This is a genomic window from Blattabacterium sp. (Nauphoeta cinerea) (assembly GCF_000471965.1).
In the GTDB taxonomy this organism is placed as follows: Bacteria; Bacteroidota; Bacteroidia; order Flavobacteriales; family Blattabacteriaceae; genus Blattabacterium.
On record NC_022550.1, the window covers coordinates 453,110 to 470,646 of the forward strand.

Here is a 17,537-nt window from a genome sequence, read left to right on the forward strand (position 1 = left end):
TATAATGACAAAAATATATGCAGAAATCATAGGAACAATGATTTTGGTATTTTTAGGAAATGGGGTGGTAGCAAATGTTATTTTATCGAAAACCAAAGGTCATAGCAAAAGTGGAGAATGGTTAATTATTACTATAGGATGGGCATTAGCTGTTTTTATGGGTATAACAGTTTCTGCACCTTATAGTGGAGCTCATTTAAATCCATGCGTTACAATAAGTTTTGCCATAATTGGAAAATTTAATTGGGGAATGGTCCCTTTTTATATTTTATCTCAATTTATTGGAGCTATGTTAGGATCTTTCTTTGTCTGGCTTTTATACAAAGATCATTTTTTTGAAACTCAAGGAAAAGAAGAAAAATTATCTGTTTTTGTGACTGTTCCTTCTACAAAAAATTTATTTTCTAATTTTAGAAGTGAAGTATTTACTACTTTTATTTTTATATTGATTTCTTTATATCTTTCTACAGAAGGAACTCTTTTTTTTAAAGAAGAAAAATATCCTATAGGGTTAGGGTCTTTGGGGGCGCTTCCTTCCTCTCTGGTCGTATTTGGAATTGTTTTATCATTAGGGGGAGTTACAGGCGCTGCATTAAATCCTGCTCGTGATTTAGGTCCAAGAATTATATATTCTATTATCCCCATTCCAGGAAAAGGAAAAAGTAATTGGGATTATGCATTGATTCCAGTTTTGGGGCCAATAGTAGGATGTGTAATGGCAGCAACATTATATCTATTTTTATCATCATAAAAATAAAAAACTTGTAACTTATTTTTTTTATGAATAAAAAGAATAAAAATAAGCTGTTTCCTCTTTTAAAAGAAAATTCGAATAGAGATCATAGAAAAATAGGAAAAAAACTTAAATTTTTTATTTTCTCTGATCGAGTAGGAACTGGATTACCTTTATGGTTACCTAGAGGAACAGTTTTTAGAAAAAAGTTAGAGGAATTTTTAATTGATGTTCAAGAAAAATCAGGATACGAAATGGTTGTAACTCCACATATTGGTCATAAAAAATTATATGTAATAAGTGGTCATTGGAGTAAATATGGAAAAGATCATTTTAAACCCATTCATACTCCTCGTCAAGAAGAAGAGTATCTTTTAAAACCTATGAATTGTCCTCATCATTGTGAAATCTATCGTTCTCAAGAATGGTCTTACCGCGATCTTCCTAAGCGTTTTGCAGAGTTTGGAACAGTATATCGTTATGAACAAAGTGGAGAACTTCATGGTTTAACTAGAGTCAGATGTTTTACTCAAGATGATGCACATATTTTTTGTACTTATGATCAATTGTTAGAAGAATTTAAAAAAGTGATTAATTTAGTATTTTATGTTTTTCGTTCTTTAGGTTTTTTTACATATACAGTTAGAATCTCTCTTAGAGATCCTAAAAGAATAGACGGTTATATAGGGTCAGAAACAAATTGGAAAAAAGCTGAAAACACTATCCTACAAGTAGTCAAAGAAGAAAATATAGAAGCGTCTGTTAATTATGGAGATGCAGCTTTTTATGGCCCAAAATTAGATTTTCTCATTCAAGATTCTTTAGGAAGAAATTGGCAACTTGGAACAATTCAAGTAGATTATAATTTGCCTGAAAGATTTGATTTATATTATAAAGGAAAAAATAATGAAAAATGTCGTCCAGTAATGATACATAGAGCTCCTTTTGGTTCATTAGAACGTATTATTGCTATTATGATAGAACATACAGAAGGGAATCTTCCACTATGGTTGGTCCCTAATCAAGCAGTTATACTTCCTATAAGTGATAAATATGTAGTTTATGCAAAAAAAATTTTAAATTTAATGTTGAATTATAATATTCGTGTATTTATTGATAATAGAAACGAAAAGATTAACAAAAAAATTAGAGATTCTGAAGAAAATAAGATCCCTTATATGATTATTTTGGGAAATAAAGAAGAAAAAAATGAAACGATGTCATTACGACGTCATGGATTAGGACATATAGGAGTATTTTCTATTTCCAATGGAATAGAATCTATTTTGAATGAAACAAATTTCAAAACTAAAACTATAAAATTATTATAAAAAAGAAATATCCAAAAGGTAATAAAAAAAAACACCGACCATTACCGCAAAAAAAAGAAAAACATCGTATTAATGATGGTATTATTAATACACCAAAAGTTCGTTTAGTCGGTGATTCTTCCATAGAAAATGGAATCTATTCCATACAAGAAGCACTTCAATTTTCTAAGAAAAGAGAGCTAGATTTGGTTGAGATTAATCCTAAATTAATTCCTCCAGTATGTAAAATATTGGATTACAAGAAATTCTTATATGAACAAAAGAAAAGAAAAAAACAATTTAAAGCAAAACAAATTAAAGTAAATACTAAAGAAATCCGATTCGGTCCACAAATTGGAGATCATGATGGGAAAGTAAAAATTAAAAGTGCAGAGAAATTTTTAATGCGTGGAGATAAAGTAAAAGTATTTGTTTTTTTTAAAGGACGTTCTATAGTATATAAAGATCAAGGGAAAATAAAATTATTAAAATTTGCAGAAGAAATTGAGGAATATGGAAAAGTAGAGCAAATGCCGGTAATGGAAGGAAAGAGAATGTATATGATATTAGCTCCAAAAAAATTTTAAAGTCATATTTATGCCTAAATTAAAAACAAAATCAGGATCGAAAAAAAGATTTAAAAAAACGGCTCATGGATATATCAAAAGAAAACATGCATTTAAGAATCATTTATTAACAAAAAAGTCTAAAAAAAGAAAACGGAATCTTTCCGTATTCACTTTATTAAAAAAATCAAATCAAAAAAATATAGAAATGCAAATTTAGAAATTTATGCCTAGATCTACAAATGCGGTTTCCTCTAGACGAAAACGTAAAAAAATACTGAAATTAGCTAAGGGGTTTTATGGTTCTAGAAGTAAAGTTTATACAGTCGCTAAAAATGCTGTAGAAAAATCTTTTCTTTATTCTTTTTCAGGAAGAAAAAGAAAAAAAAGAAATTTCAAGTCTCTTTGGATTCAACGTATTAATGCAGGAGTACGTCAGTATGGAAAATCCTATTCCGAGTTTATGAATAAATTATCGGAAAAAAAAATCAAAATCAATAGGAAAATTCTTTCATATATATCTATGAATGATCCTGATGTTTTTAAAAAAATGATAGATGACGTTTATTCAAAATAAATTTTTTTTAAGTTCATTAATTTTTTCTCTATCATTTTTTTTTTATGTGTAGAAAAATAATCTATAAAGAGTTTTCCTTCAATATGATCATATTCATGGAAAATGACTCTTGCACATATACCTGTTAAGGTCCTTTTTTGTTTTTTCCAATTTTGATCATAATATTCAATTATAACATTAGATTTTCTTTTAACATCCCCCATGATTCCAGGAAGACTAAGACATCCTTCATTAAATTTACATTCTTTTCCATGAATTTTTAATATCTTAGCATTAATAAAAACCTCCTTAAAATAAGGAGTTTCTACTATAAAAAGTCGAATATTTTTCCCAATTTGGGGAGCGGCTAATCCTAATCCTTTTACTTTTTGTACAGTTTCAAACATATCTTGAATCAATTGATTGATTTTATTTTTGTTTTCATGAGAATAAAAATCTATATTTAAACACTTTTTTCTCAAAATAGGACTTCCATAAAGAACTATAGGTAATACCATGAATTAATTTTGTTTTTCTTTTTTTGTAAGATAAGACTGTAAAATTATAGTAGCACTAATTTGATTTAAAATTACTTTTTTCTTCTTTTTTTTTTACCTAAACCCAATTTGATCATAGTATCAAAAGCTATTTTTGATGTAAAACGTTCATCTAATCTTTCTATAAGAATTTTAGGATATTTTATATGAAATTTATAAATAAATTTTTGAATTTCTGCTTCTATTGAAATTTCTTTTTGATTATTCAATTTTTTAGGTAATCCTATAACGATTTTTTCTATTTTCTCATCAACTAAAAAATATTCTAGAAAATTCATCAATTTTATAGTGGGAACGGCGTTTAATCCAAACGCAAATATTTTTTTAGTATCTGTTATAGATAAACCAGTAATAATTTTCCCATAATCCATTCCTAATATTTTTGCCATTATATACTTGTTATCTTATTTTATTTTTACTACTTTTGTTTTGTTTCTTATTAAGCAATATATATAATGAATAGATTAAAACTAGAGATAGAGAAATTTTGGAATAATAAAAATATATGGACGACTGATGCAAATATAAAAAATATAGTTCTTCAAATTATTGAACATTTAGAAATTGGTTCAATCAGAGTAGCTAATTTTTTGAATGAAAAATGGGTTGTCAATGAATGGGTTAAAAAAGCTATTATTATGTATTTTTCTATTCAAAATATGAATACAGTGGAGTTAGGCCCATTAGAATTTTATGATAAAATTCCTATAAAAAATAAATTTAAGGAAAAAGGAATTCGTGTCGTTCCTCATGCTATAGCACGTTACGGATCATATATATCGCCTGGAGTTATTCTTATGCCTTCTTATGTAAATATAGGTGCATATATAGGAAAAAATACAATGATAGATACATGGGCGACAGTAGGTAGTTGCGCTCAGGTTGGGAATTGTGTTCATGTAAGTGGAGGAGTAGGAATTGGAGGAGTTTTAGAACCATTACAAGCTCATCCAGTTATTGTAGAAGATGATGTTTTTATTGGATCTAGATGTATTTTAGTAGAAGGAGTTTTGATAAAAAAAGGAGCTGTTTTAGGAGCAAATGTAGTTCTCACAGCGTCTACTAAGATTTTTGATGTAACTCATGATAAACCTATTGAAATAAAGGGGATAATTCCAAAATATTCTGTGGTTATACCTGGATCTTATCCCAAAAAATTTCCTTCAGGTATATATCATGTTCCATGTTCTATAATTATAGGGAAAAGGAAAGAAAGCACAAATAAAAAAGTTTCTCTTAATGATGCATTAAGAACCCATAATTTAGCAATTTAAAAATGTCTTTTTACGGAGAAATAGAAAAAAGTGTAGAGATTTTGAAAAAAGGGAAAGTTTTGTTGCACCCCACAGATACTGTGTGGGGATTGGGATGTGATGCATTTAATATACAAGCTATAAAAAAAATATGTGAAATAAAGAATAGAAATATTTCTAAATCTATGATTCTTTTGGTAGAAAGTATGGATCGTTTACATCAATTGGTAGGAAAAATTTCTTTTTTTACTCAAAAAATAATTTTTGATAATCTTGTGAAAAAGGATAAACCTATTACTATAGTATATGAAAATGAAAAAAAAATGGCATCTCACTTTTTTAAAAAAGATAGGACTTTAGCCGTTCGTTTAACATATGATCCATTTTGTATTTGTTTGATCAGAAATTTGGATAGACCTATTGTTTCTACTTCTGCTAATCTGTCAGGATTTGTCTCTCCTAAATCTTTTTCAGAAATTAGTCCTTCTATTTTAGACAAAACAGATTATGTTGTAAATTTTCGTAGAGAAGAAAAAGCTATTTATAGTGGTTCTTCTATTATAAAAATTGTTGCCAATCAGGTTAAAATATTACGTATGTAGATTGACATGAATTTATCATCTGCTATTCATAAAAAAATATTTTATATTGTAAGTATTTCTGCTCAAAGGATAAAACAAAATAGCTATGTAATAGGAGGTTATGTTAGAGATTTTTTGCTAGGAAAAATAGAATCGAAAGATTTAGATATTTTAACTATAGGGGAAGGAATAAAATTAGCTAAAGAGGTTTCTAAATATATTGAACCTTCTCCTAAAATAAGAATATTTAAACGTTTTGGTACAGCTATGTTGGAATACGATAATCAAAGAATAGAATTTGTAGGATCTAGAAAAGAATCTTATCACTTTTCCAGTAGAAAACCCGTTATAGAGTTAGGATCATTACAAGATGATCAAAACAGAAGAGATTTTACAATTAATACTTTAGCTGTAAGTTTAAATCGTAATAATTATGGAGAATTGATAGATCCATTTGGAGGATTATCTGATTTAAAAAAAAAATATTAAGAACTCCATCAGATGCAGATATTACTTATTCTGATGATCCATTACGAATGATGAGAGCTATACGATTTGCTACTCAATTACAATTTGATATTGAAAAATATTCATTTCAATCCATTCAAAAAAATAAGAATAGGATAAATATCGTTTCTATAGAAAGAATTGTCGAAGAATTTAATAAAATTTTATTATCTCAAAAGCCTTCTATAGGATTGTTTTTATTATATAAATCTGGATTATTGTCAATTATATTACCAGAATTAGTTTCGTTAAAAGGAATAGAAGAAAAAAATGGATATAAACACAAAGATAATTTTTACCATACTTTACAAGTAGTAGATAATATTAGTAAAGAAAAAAATAATTCTCTTTGGTTAAGATGGGTAGCATTGCTTCATGATATAGGAAAAGCTAATACCAAAAAATTTTTACCTAGAGCAGGATGGTCTTTCCATGCTCACGAATTGGTAGGATCTAAAATGGTTGCAAATATATTCCACCGTTTAAAGCTTCCAAAAAATTATTCTATGAAATATGTAAAAAAAATGATTCAACATAGTTATAGACCTATTGCATTAATAGGAAATAAAACTAGTGATTCTGCTATACGTAGATTATTATTTGATATAGGAAACGATTTAGAAGATTTGATGAAATTATGTATCGCAGATATTACTACCAATAATATAGATAAAAAAAATCAGTATAAAAAAAATATTTATCTTCTTATAAAGAGAATTCAAAAATTAGAAGAAAAAGATAAAATTCAAAATTGGAAATCACCTATATCAGGAAATGATATCATGAAAGCCTTTCATATTAATCCATGTAAGGAGATAGGTATCATAAAAAATTTTGTTAAAGATTCTATTTTAGAAGGGAAAATATCTAATAATTTTCATTCTGCTTATGTTCTTATGTTAAAAAAAGGAGAAGAATTAGGTTTTAAAAAAAAATAATATATGTTATTCTCTAATATAAATGGAATAAATAAAAAAAAAATTGTGCTGTTACCTCATAATAAACCAGATGGAGATGCTTTAGGATCTTCTTTAGCTCTTTTATTTTATTTTAGAAAGTTAAAACATGATGTAGATTTAATATCTCCAACAGAATATTCTGAATCTTTTCAATGGCTTCCTGGAAGCAAGGATATTCTTGTATTTTCTAAACATACAGAATCTTTAGTAAAAAGAAAAATTGTCAACTCTGATTATGTCTTTTTTATAGATTTCAATAATTTATCAAGAATCAATAATATAAAAGATTTTTTTTTATATTCAAAGGCAAAAAAAGTACTAATTGATCACCATCCTTTTCCATTTTATTTTGATTTTATGTTTTCAGATCCTACAGTAGCAGCTACCAGTGTTTTAGTCTTTCGATTCATATCCAATATGAATAATTTAGATAAAATAGATCAAGAAATAGCTACATGTTTATACGTAGGATTAATGACTGATACAGGATTTTTTCGTTTTCCTTCTGTTACTTCAGAAACTCATTTTATTGCCGGAAAATTAATAGAAAAAGGAATTAACATAGATTATGTTTATGATCATTTACAAGAAAAATACAATGAAAGTAGATTAAAATTATTATCTAAAGCCTTAAAAAAATTAAAAATCATTCAAAAATATCGTACAGTTTACACAAGCATTAAAGCTTCGGATGTAAATAAAAATTTATATAAACAGGGAGATACAGAAGGTATTACTACTTATGGATTAGGTATAAAAAATATTGTTTTTTCCGTTTTCTTTTTTGAAGAAAAAGAAAAACATCCCATCAAAATTTCCTTTCGTTCGAAAGGAAATTTTTCAAAATTTCCTTTCGTACGAAGAATTTTGATGTATATGTTTGCTAGAAAACATTTTTGTGGAGGAGGGCACAAAAATGCGGCAGGAGGAATATCAGAAAAAAGTCTATCTGAAGCTATAGAATATTTTTTAAATATAATCCCCAATTATTATAATAATCTTATGTTTTCCATTTAATGTTACACCCATAACTTAATTTTCCTGTTGGAAATATTTCTTTTCCATTCAAAATGTTTTGTAATACATTTCTCACATCAAAACCTGTAACAGGAATATTATTTCCAGGTCTAGAATCATCTAATTGACCATGATAACATAAATTTCCTTTTCCATAAAAAATAAAAAATTCAGGAGTACATTTTACACAATAATATTTAGCAACTTCTTGTGTTTCATCAAAAAAATAAGGGAAAGGGTAACCTAATTTTTGATGTACTTTTTTCATATTTTCTGGAGAATCTTCCGGATATCTTTCGGCATCATTAGAATTGATTGCTATAAATGAAATTTTTTTCGGTAAAAAATCGTTAGATAAACGAATTAATTCTGTATTAATATGTTTAACGTACGGACAATGATTACAAATAAACATTATTACAGTTGCTTTACTTGAAAAATAATCTCTTAAAAATTTCTTCTTTCCTGAAGAAACTTCTAATAATTCAAAATCTTGAATTTGAATTTTAATTTCATTAGAAGAATAAGTTCGTACCATGATTTATAATTTTTTTTTAGAACAAAAAACAAAAGATTTTTTCTTTTCTTCCTCAGCCAATTCTGCATCTATTAATATCCTTCCACTATGTTCATCTATTAAAAGTTTATTTCTCTGTATTAATTCAGAATATTTTTGAGGGGTTATTGCTAAATAAGAACCCAACGGGGCTCCTCTTTGTACTGGAGCAACAGCTACTCCATTTTTAACTCCATTCCTGATTCTTTTATAAGTTTTTAATAAACTATTATCTATTTTTTTAGAAAAACATAAAAATTTTTCTAATAAAATTTTTTCTTCTTTTTCGTTTTCTAAAAGAATATTATTTAATTCTTTTTTTTTATGAAAAAGGTGTTCTTCTTTATTTTGTAATATATTTTCTTTTTTTTTTATGATCTCTTCCTTTTTATATATTTGAACATTCAATTCTTTAATTCTTTTTTTAGCCAATTGAATTTCTAATTTTTGATAATCAATCTCTTTATCTAGCGAATATAATTCTTTATGATTTTTGATATAATCTTTTTGTTTTTCATATTTATTGATCAAAATCTCTGAAGACTTAATATTTTTATTTTGTTTGTTTATATTTTCTTTTAGATAAAGAACATCATCATGATGATATTCTAACTTTTTTTTTATTTGATCTAGTTCTTCTTCTAGATTGTTTATTTCTACAGGAATGTTATTGCGAAATTTTCGTATTTCATCCATACGAAAATCTATTAACTGAAGATTATATAATACTCTTAATTTATCTACTACAGTGATTGCCTCTTGTATTTTATCTCCCATAATCAATAAAAATATTTAACTGGATTAGTATGAACTTCGGATTCATAAACATGAATTGAAGTAAAATTTTTGTCTAGAAAAGATTTCACTAAATTTTTATTGAACTTTTCTGATTCATAATGTCCAATATCCACAATTAATATTTTTTTTTCACATTTAAAAAAATCATGATATTTCAAATCAGAAGATATAAAAACATCAGCTTCTTCTTTTACAGCAGTTTCTATACCAAAACGCCCTGAACCTGTGATCATAGCTATTTTTTTAATTTTATTTCCCGTAAAATCAGAATGTCTAATACAAGGAACATTCATTTTTTTTTTTATAAAAAGAAGAAAATCATACTCATTCATTTTTTTCATAATATTTCCTATAAAACCTATTCCTATATAAGGATTTATATTTTCAATATTATAAATTTCGTAAGCGACTTCTTCATAAGGATGATTTTTAAATAATGCATTTTTTATTATATCTAATTTATAATTAGGAAAAACAACATTAATACAAATCTCTTTTTCCATATGAAAAACTTCTTTTTTTCCAATAAAAGGTTTAGTTTTTTCGTTTCCCATATAACTTCCAAATCCATCAAAATTATAACTACAATGACTATAATTAGAAATATTTCCAGCTCCTGCCTCAAATAAAGCATTTCTTACTTTATTTTCATAATTCATTGGAACATAAGTCGTTAATTTTTTAATACTTTCTTTTTTTGGAAAAAGAACTTTTTCTCTGTTAATTTGTAGTAATTTAGATATGTAAGAAGAAGTCCCTTTCCATACAACATCTAAATTTGTATGAATGACATAAATAGATATGTCATTTTTTAATGCATGAATCATGACTCTTTCTGAAAATGTTTTTCCAGTTATATTTTTAATGGGTTTAAAAATGACAGGATGAAAAGAAATTATTAAATTGCATTTTTTTTTTATAGATTCATATAAAACTTTTTCAGTAAGATCTAAAGTAATCAATACATTTTTTACTCTTTGAGAAAATGATCCCACTATTAATCCAACGTTATCATAAGAATATGCATATTCTAGAGGAGCTATATTTTCTAATACATTAGCTATATCTCTAACAAACACTTCCATATAAACAAAAAAATACCCATTTTTACAAATTTATCAAAAAAAGTATAATAACAAAAATTAAAAAAAACATGAATGTCGTTCAAAAAAAACCAAAATGGATAAAAGTAAAATTACCAATGAGTAAAAATTATCATGAATTGCAAAAGTTAGTTTCTTTGCACAAATTGAACACAATTTGTCAGAGTGGAAGTTGTCCCAATATAGGAGAATGCTGGGATAATGGGGTTGCTACTTTTATGATATTGGGAAATGTTTGTACAAGATCTTGTAGATTTTGTGGAGTCAAAACAGGACGTCCTAATGAAATAGACTGGAAAGAACCAGAAAAAGTAGCAAAATCTATAAAAATATTAAAAATAAAACATGCTGTACTGACTTCTGTGAATAGAGATGATTTACAGGATATGGGTTCTGATATATGGATTCAAACTATACAAAAAATACGATATTTTAATCCCAATATTACAATAGAAGCTTTAATTCCAGATTTTAAAGGAGAAAAAAAAATAATAGATAAAATAATTGGAATCAAACCAGAGGTTATTTCTCATAATGTGGAAACGGTTTCTAGATTAACAAAAAAAGTTCGTGTTCAAGCTAAATATGATCGTAGTCTTGAAGTCTTACGATATATAAAAGAAAAGGATAAAAATATACGGACAAAAACAGGAATTATGTTGGGATTAGGAGAAAGAAAAGAAGAAATCATAGAAACTATGAAAGATATTAGAAAATCTAAAGTAGATATTCTGACAATGGGACAATATTTGCAACCTTCCTTGAAGCATTATCCTGTTCATTTTTTTATTTTACCAGAACAATTCAAAGAATTAAAAAAAGTGGGATTAAAAATGGGATTTAAATATGTAGAAAGTGGACCATTAGTTAGATCTTCTTATCATGCAGAAAAACATGTTAAATAAATTAAGAATTTATTTCTTTTTTTCCGAAAATATATTTACGTTTTCTTTCATTCCACATTTTTTTTTTACATAAAAAATTTTTAATATAAAATGATATAGATTGATTATTTTTAAGTTTAGAAAATAAAATGAGTTGTTCAATAGGACGTGTGGTTGCTACATATAATAAATTGATGTTATCAAACATTATATTTGATATATAATTTTCATAAAAATTACGAATATTATTATCATGCTTGATATGTTTAAAATAAGTTTCTATTTCTAAATAAATAGTATTTAATCCATTATATAAACGAGGATTTACATCTATCCAAACTTCCTCTTTATTTTTATAAGAATAAATATTCCAATCTGTGAAAGGAATAAGGACCACAGGAAATTGCAATCCTTTAGATTTATGAATGGTCATAACACGAATAGCATTAATGTGATCAGAAATCACGACACTTTCTTTTTCTTTTTTTAATTCCCAATAATCTAAAAAATCTGTAATAGAATTACCCACCTTTTTCATAGATCTATAAACAAAATCCAAAAAAGAATAGATATATGTAGAATTTTGTTTGTTTAATAGTCCAAAAGATTCAATGATTTCTTCTGAAATATTATATATAGATTTATTATATAATTTGTTTAATGTTAATGAATTTTTAAACAAAATCTTTTTTATAAATAGATTTAAAGGTAAAAAAAGTATTTTCATAATGAAATCATGATCATTTTTATTAGTGCGAATGAATTTTTTTAATAAAAGAATTAACACAACTCTCTTTTGATAACAATAAGGATAAGCAACAATGTAAAAAAAATTTATTATAATTTGTATTTCCAAATGATTTTTTATTAATAAAGAAACAGAAGTATTCACAGGAATGCCATCTCTTACTAATTGTTCAGATAGAAAATGACCTTCTTCATTAGTCCTAACTAAAATAGCAATATCTGATAATGCATATTTTTGTTTTAATAATTTTTCTATTTTATTTTTTACATTTGAATAAACATGTTCTTTGTAATTTTTCTTAGAATCATTAAGAAAATTTATTTCTACATATCCACCAGATTTTTTTTGTATTTTTTGTTGGTAATTTTTATATATCTCTTGGTAGATAGTAGAATTGAATATTTTAGATATAGATTGATAAAACAAATTGTTAAATTTTACAATTTCTTTATAACTACGGAAATTATTTTCTATAGTTTCTATATTTTTTTTATAATTATTTGATTTAGAATATATTAATTTTATAAATTGTTTCGCATCACCACCGCGCCATCTATATATTGATTGTTTAGGATCTCCTACTATCATAGCTGATCCATTTTCTGATAATGCGTTTTCAACTAAAATTCTAATATTTTGCCATTGTAAAAATGAGATATCTTGAAATTCATCTATCAAATAATATTTATATTGCATGCCTATTTTTTCATATATTTTTGGAAATGTTCCTTTAATAATTTTTTCATAAAGAATTTTATTTAATTCTGTATTTAGAATAATTTTTTTTTCATTTTTTATAGAACGAAATTCTTTTTCTATTTCATGTATTATTGATAATATGTTTATGTTTTTTAAAAAAAGTTTGTCCAAAAGATAATCGCATATATTTTTTTCATATATATATTTTGTTTTTTCGTATAAAAAAATTATTTTATTAATATTTTTTTTTATTAATGTTTTTTGATTTTCATCGGAAAAAAATTTAGAGTAAAATATTCTATTTTGAACGTATTTTTTAATACGTTTATTAAAAGGATTAAAAAATATATTCCCATTTTGTAATTTTTTAAATAATCTTGGTAAATCTAAATGAATAAATGAATATTTTTGAATAGAACTTTTTTTTAAAAGTTCAAAAAATTCTTCTCCTTTTTTTTCGCATATTTTTTCAAATATTTTAGTTCTTTTTATTAGAATATTTTTTAATCGCATAAAATCTTCCAAAGAATAATTCATAATTTTTTTTACATAAAAAAAATTATTTTCTTCAATCATTATATGAGCTATTTTGAATAACTCTTTTTTTAAGTCCCAGTTTTCTCCTTTTTTTAGTTTTTCTAAAGAAGATTGAATTAAAATCTTTGACCATTTTTCAGAATTATTTAATCTGTATAATATATTTTCTACAATTTTTGATAAAAATTGATCTATATCCATTTCCAAATTTACCTCTCTTTCTGAGTAAAAAGATTTTATAATATTATAAGTAAATTTATCTATTGTGCTTATGTTTCTAGAAAAACAATAGAAATCATGTAATATGGAAAATAATATTTTTTCAGATCGCTGATACAATTGATGTTTTGTTAAGTTTAAATTTTTTTTTATATAATCGAACAAAAAATGATATTCTTTTTTGATTTTTTTATTTGAAAATTCTTTTATGCACTGTAAAATGCGATTTTTCATTTCTTCAGAAGCCTTTTTGGTGAAAGTCAAAACTAAAACTTTTTTAAACTCATCAGGATAAGGGCTTTTTAATAAAACATAAAGATAATTAATTACCAAAAAAGTAGTTTTTCCTGAACCTGCTGAAGCATTGTATATTTTTAATGTAGATGGAATAATTAACATATTAAATTCATTATGAAAATTTTTTCATATATTTTTATAATATATAGAAAATACTTTTTTTTAATTAAAATAAATTTTAAACACATGTATAAAAAATTTCCTTTTGGGGTAGCTACTGGGAATCTTGTGAGAGAAATATTTGAATACGCTAAGAAAAACATGTTTTCCATACCTGCTGTGAATATTATTGGATCTAATACTATGAATGCTGTAATGGAAACTGCTGCAGAAGTAAATTCTCCTGTTATTATTCAATTATCTAATGGAGGTGCTGTTTTCAATGCCGGAAAAGGATTATGTAATGATAACCAAAAAGCAGCAATTCAAGGAGCAATAGCTTCTGCTATGCATGTTCATGAATTAGCCTCATATTATAAAACTACGGTTCTTCTGCATACAGATCATTGTTCTAAATCTAATCTTCCATGGATAGATGGATTAATAGAAGCTAATGAAATATATTATAAACGTTTTGGAAAAACGTTATTTAGCTCACATATGTTAGATCTTTCTCAAGAATCTTTAAAAGATAATATTAATATTTGTGAGCAATATTTTGATAGAATGAATAAAAGTAAAATGACTATTGAAATAGAGCTTGGCGTAACTGGAGGAGAAGAAGACGGGATAGATAATTCAAATATAGAAAACAATAAACTTTATACTCAACCAGAAGAGGTAGCATATGCCTATGAAAGATTAATAAAAATTAGTGATAATTTTATTATAGCAGCTTCTTTTGGAAATGTACATGGAGTTTATAGACCTGGAAATGTCTCCCTTCGTCCTGAAATTTTAAAAAATACACAAAAATACATCCAAAAAAAATTTAATACTGATATCAAACCAGTTTCTTTAGTATTTCATGGTGGATCAGGATCTTCAGTAAAAGAAATACAAAAAGCGATTAGCTATGGAGTTGTGAAAATGAATATAGACACAGACTTACAATATGCTTTTACTTGTGGAGTTCGGGATTATATGAATAAAAATAAGGAATATTTAAAAAAGCAAATAGGGAACCCAAAAGGGAAACATATTCCTAATAAAAAATATTATGATCCTAGAGTATGGTTAAGGAAAGGAGAAGAATCTTTTAAAATTACTTTAAAAAAATATTTCGAATTCATGAATAATATTAATACTTTATAAAAACGACCATGGCTTGGTTTTTAAGAAAGAAAAAAAATATTTTAACATCTATAGATGATAGAAAAGATTTTCCAAAAGGAATTTGGTATAGGACTCCTAGTGGAAAAATTATAGATACAGAAGAATTAAAAAAAAACGCTTATGTTAGTCCAGAAGATGGATATCATGTAAGGATTCATAGCAAAGAATATTTTGAAATTCTTTTTGATAACGGTAAATTTTTAGAAATGAATGTCAAAATAATGAGCAAAGATCCTATAAAATGGAAAGATTATAAAAAATATACAGAGAGAATTCAAGAAGCAAGAAAAAAAACAAATTTATATGATGCGATTAGAACAGGAGTTGGGAAAATTAAAACTATAAATGTTGTGATATCTTGTATGGATTTTTCATTTATAGGAGGATCAATGGGATCCGTAGTAGGGGAAAAAATATCTAGAGCTATAAAATATTGTATAAATAAAAAATATCCATATATATTAATTTCTAAATCTGGAGGAGCAAGAATAATGGAATCTTCTTTTTCATTAATGCAAATGGCTAAAACTATAGCTAGATTAACCCAATTACGTGATGCTAAAATTCCTTATATTTCTGTTTTAACTGATCCAACTACGGGAGGGGTTACAGCTTCTTACTCTTTACTTGGAGATATCAATATAGCTGAACCAGGAGCACTTATTGGATTTGCTGGGCCTAGAGTGATTAAGGAAATAATAGGAAAAGATCTTCCAAAAGGATTTCAAACAGCAGAATTTTTGATGGATCACGGATTTATAGATTTAATTTCTCCTAGGACAGAATTAAAAAAAAATATATATAATTTGATTTCTATGATGATATAAAAATTATTCCCATTCAATAGTAGATGGAGGTTTAGATGTTATATCGTATGCTATTCTATTAATTCCATCGACTTCATTAGTAATTCTATTTGATACTTTTTCCAAGAAATCGTAAGATAAATGTGAGAAAGTAGCAGTCATAAAATCCTCGGTGTTTATTACTCGCAATATAGCAGCATATTCATAAGTTCGTTTATCTCCTTTGATTCCTACAGATCTTATAGGTAATAAAACAATGAAAGCTTGACTAACAGAATCGTAAATATCATAAGTTTTTAATTCTTGCAACAAAATATCCTCTGCTTTGTTTAAAATATAAATTTTTTTTTCATTTATTTCTCCAATAATACGAATCCCTAAACCAGGTCCAGGAAATGGATGACGATATAAAATATCTTTTGGAAGTCCTAATTTTTTTCCTATTTTTCTAACTTCATCTTTAAATAATTCTTTTAATGGTTCAATGAGTTTCAATTTCATTAATCTTGTTGGAAGCCCTCCTACATTATGATGAGATTTTATAGAATGACTTATTGAATTTTTTGAAATAACAGAAGATTCAATAATATCTGAATAAATAGTCCCTTGTGCTAAAAATTCAACATTTTTAATTTTTTCTGATTCTTTTTGAAAAATATATAGAAATTCTTCTCCTATAACTTTTCTTTTTATTTCAGGATCAAGGATTCCAGTTAACTTAGATAAAAAACGATTTTTAGCATCTATTATTTTTATAGAAAAATTCATTTTTTTACATAAAAAAGATATTTTTTCTTTTTCCGTTTTCAACAATAACCCTGTATCTACGAAAATACAATTTAAAGAATTCCCAATAGCTTTATGAATAATATAAGCAGCGACAAAAGAATCTACTCCTCCAGAAAAACCTAGTATCACTTTTTTTTTATTTACACGTTTTTTAATATTATCTATCGTTTTTTGTACAAAATTATTTAGTTTCCAATTAGAACTACATTTGCAAATGTGAAAAACAAAATTTTTTAACATAGATATTCCATATTCTGTATTTCTCACTTCTGGATGAAATTGAGTTGCATAAATTTTTTTATTGAGATGACTAAAAGCCGCAATCTTACAAGATGGGGTATTCCCTATGACTTGAAATTCTTTAGGAATATTTTTTACTTCATCAAAATGACTCATCCAAACAATAGATTTATCGGGGATTCCATAAAATAGATTGTTATTAGCATCATTTATGATCAAGTATGATTTTCCATATTCTTTATATTTTGATTTTTTTATTTTTCCCCCAAATAGAAAAGAAATCAGTTGCATTCCATAACAAATTCCGAATATAGGTATATTTAGTTGAAAAATATTTTTAGATATTAATGGAGAATTTTTTTCATAAACAGAAAAAGGTCCTCCTGATAAAATCAATCCTTTAGGTTTTTTTGACATAATATGAGATATAGAAATATTATTATAATGATATAATAAAGTATATACTCCTATATCTCTAATTCTTCTAGCAATCATATGACTATATTGAGATCCAAAATCTAGTATGAGTATAAAATCTTTTTTCATT

18 protein-coding genes and 1 pseudogene are annotated in these 17,537 nt (G+C 25.6%); 12 read left to right on the forward strand and 7 right to left on the reverse strand.

Annotated features, from left to right (window positions below; translation table 11 throughout):
• Positions 1-4: 4 nt before the first annotated feature.
• From K645_RS02260 to rplT, 5 genes are read left to right on the forward strand one after another with little or no spacing between them, the layout of a single operon-like run.
• A complete protein-coding gene (locus K645_RS02260) occupies positions 5-751 on the forward strand; it encodes an MIP/aquaporin family protein (protein WP_022565260.1) in 747 nt (248 codons plus the stop codon).
• Between the two features lie 29 nt (positions 752-780).
• The gene (gene thrS / locus K645_RS02265; RefSeq protein ID WP_022565261.1) at positions 781-2,064 is read left to right on the forward strand and encodes a threonine--tRNA ligase; all 1,284 of its coding nucleotides are present in this window, start codon (positions 781-783) and stop codon (positions 2,062-2,064) included.
• Entirely contained in the window at positions 2,058-2,630 is a 573-nt protein-coding gene (gene infC / locus K645_RS02270) for a translation initiation factor IF-3 (RefSeq protein ID WP_081683494.1), read from the forward strand. Before thrS ends, infC begins: the two co-directional genes overlap by 7 nt.
• A gap of 10 nt (positions 2,631-2,640) precedes the next feature.
• Positions 2,641-2,829, forward strand: coding sequence for a 50S ribosomal protein L35 (gene rpmI / locus K645_RS02275; protein ID WP_022565263.1), 189 nt, complete (start codon positions 2,641-2,643; stop codon positions 2,827-2,829).
• 6 nt (positions 2,830-2,835) lie between these two features.
• The gene (gene rplT, locus K645_RS02280) at positions 2,836-3,186 is read left to right on the forward strand and encodes a 50S ribosomal protein L20 (RefSeq protein ID WP_022565264.1); all 351 of its coding nucleotides are present in this window, start codon (positions 2,836-2,838) and stop codon (positions 3,184-3,186) included.
• Here rplT and def read toward each other — a convergent pair.
• Positions 3,174-3,683 carry a peptide deformylase gene (gene def, locus K645_RS02285; RefSeq protein ID WP_022565265.1) on the reverse strand — a complete coding sequence of 170 codons (510 nt, stop codon included), beginning with the start codon at positions 3,681-3,683 and terminating at the stop codon, positions 3,174-3,176. The genes rplT and def overlap by 13 nt on opposite strands.
• Before the next feature lie 71 nt (positions 3,684-3,754).
• A complete protein-coding gene (locus tag K645_RS02290) occupies positions 3,755-4,111 on the reverse strand; it encodes a RuvX/YqgF family protein (RefSeq protein WP_022565266.1) in 357 nt (118 codons plus the stop codon).
• Positions 4,112-4,177: 66 nt separating this feature from the next.
• Between K645_RS02290 and K645_RS02295 the strand changes: the two genes are divergently transcribed.
• From K645_RS02295 to K645_RS02310, 4 genes and pseudogenes are all read left to right on the forward strand, one after another.
• Positions 4,178-4,996: a 2,3,4,5-tetrahydropyridine-2,6-dicarboxylate N-succinyltransferase gene (locus K645_RS02295; RefSeq protein ID WP_022565267.1), complete on the forward strand. Its 819-nt coding sequence runs from the start codon at positions 4,178-4,180 to the stop codon at positions 4,994-4,996.
• A gap of 2 nt (positions 4,997-4,998) precedes the next feature.
• Complete coding sequence (locus tag K645_RS02300; RefSeq protein WP_022565268.1) at positions 4,999-5,577, forward strand: L-threonylcarbamoyladenylate synthase; 579 nt, start codon at positions 4,999-5,001, stop codon at positions 5,575-5,577.
• Positions 5,578-5,583: 6 nt separating this feature from the next.
• Positions 5,584-7,001: pseudogene (locus K645_RS02305) on the forward strand (CCA tRNA nucleotidyltransferase).
• Between the two features lie 3 nt (positions 7,002-7,004).
• Positions 7,005-8,039 (forward strand): bifunctional oligoribonuclease/PAP phosphatase NrnA, encoded by a 1,035-nt coding sequence (locus K645_RS02310; protein WP_022565271.1) that lies wholly within the window; start codon positions 7,005-7,007, stop codon positions 8,037-8,039.
• Here the strand turns inward: K645_RS02310 and K645_RS02315 are convergent.
• Genes K645_RS02315 through K645_RS02325 form a run of 3 tightly spaced genes read right to left on the reverse strand, consistent with a single transcriptional unit; the run spans position 8,023 to position 10,478 of the window.
• Positions 8,023-8,577 carry a thioredoxin family protein gene (locus K645_RS02315; RefSeq protein ID WP_022565272.1) on the reverse strand — a complete coding sequence of 185 codons (555 nt, stop codon included), beginning with the start codon at positions 8,575-8,577 and terminating at the stop codon, positions 8,023-8,025. The two genes, K645_RS02310 and K645_RS02315, sit on opposite strands and share 17 nt — an antisense overlap.
• Before the next feature lie 3 nt (positions 8,578-8,580).
• A complete protein-coding gene (locus K645_RS02320; RefSeq protein ID WP_041936027.1) occupies positions 8,581-9,372 on the reverse strand; it encodes a zinc ribbon domain-containing protein in 792 nt (263 codons plus the stop codon).
• A gap of 2 nt (positions 9,373-9,374) precedes the next feature.
• A complete protein-coding gene (locus K645_RS02325) occupies positions 9,375-10,478 on the reverse strand; it encodes a Nif3-like dinuclear metal center hexameric protein (protein ID WP_022565274.1) in 1,104 nt (367 codons plus the stop codon).
• A 44-nt stretch (positions 10,479-10,522) separates the two neighbouring features.
• Between K645_RS02325 and lipA the strand changes: the two genes are divergently transcribed.
• Positions 10,523-11,401 (forward strand): lipoyl synthase, encoded by an 879-nt coding sequence (gene lipA / locus K645_RS02330; RefSeq protein ID WP_081683495.1) that lies wholly within the window; start codon positions 10,523-10,525, stop codon positions 11,399-11,401.
• A gap of 1 nt (position 11,402) precedes the next feature.
• On the opposite strand, the gene K645_RS02335 is transcribed toward lipA, so the two are convergent.
• Entirely contained in the window at positions 11,403-13,982 is a 2,580-nt protein-coding gene (locus K645_RS02335; protein WP_022565276.1) for an exodeoxyribonuclease V subunit beta, read from the reverse strand.
• Positions 13,983-14,066: 84 nt separating this feature from the next.
• On the opposite strand from K645_RS02335, the gene fbaA reads away from it, so the two are divergent.
• Entirely contained in the window at positions 14,067-15,134 is a 1,068-nt protein-coding gene (gene fbaA, locus K645_RS02340; protein WP_041936103.1) for a class II fructose-bisphosphate aldolase, read from the forward strand.
• 8 nt (positions 15,135-15,142) lie between these two features.
• The gene (gene accD, locus K645_RS02345; RefSeq protein ID WP_022565278.1) at positions 15,143-15,982 is read left to right on the forward strand and encodes an acetyl-CoA carboxylase, carboxyltransferase subunit beta; all 840 of its coding nucleotides are present in this window, start codon (positions 15,143-15,145) and stop codon (positions 15,980-15,982) included.
• A gap of 3 nt (positions 15,983-15,985) precedes the next feature.
• Here accD and guaA read toward each other — a convergent pair whose 3' ends face one another.
• Entirely contained in the window at positions 15,986-17,536 is a 1,551-nt protein-coding gene (guaA, locus tag K645_RS02350; protein WP_022565279.1) for a glutamine-hydrolyzing GMP synthase, read from the reverse strand.
• Between the last annotated feature and the right edge of the window lies 1 nt (position 17,537).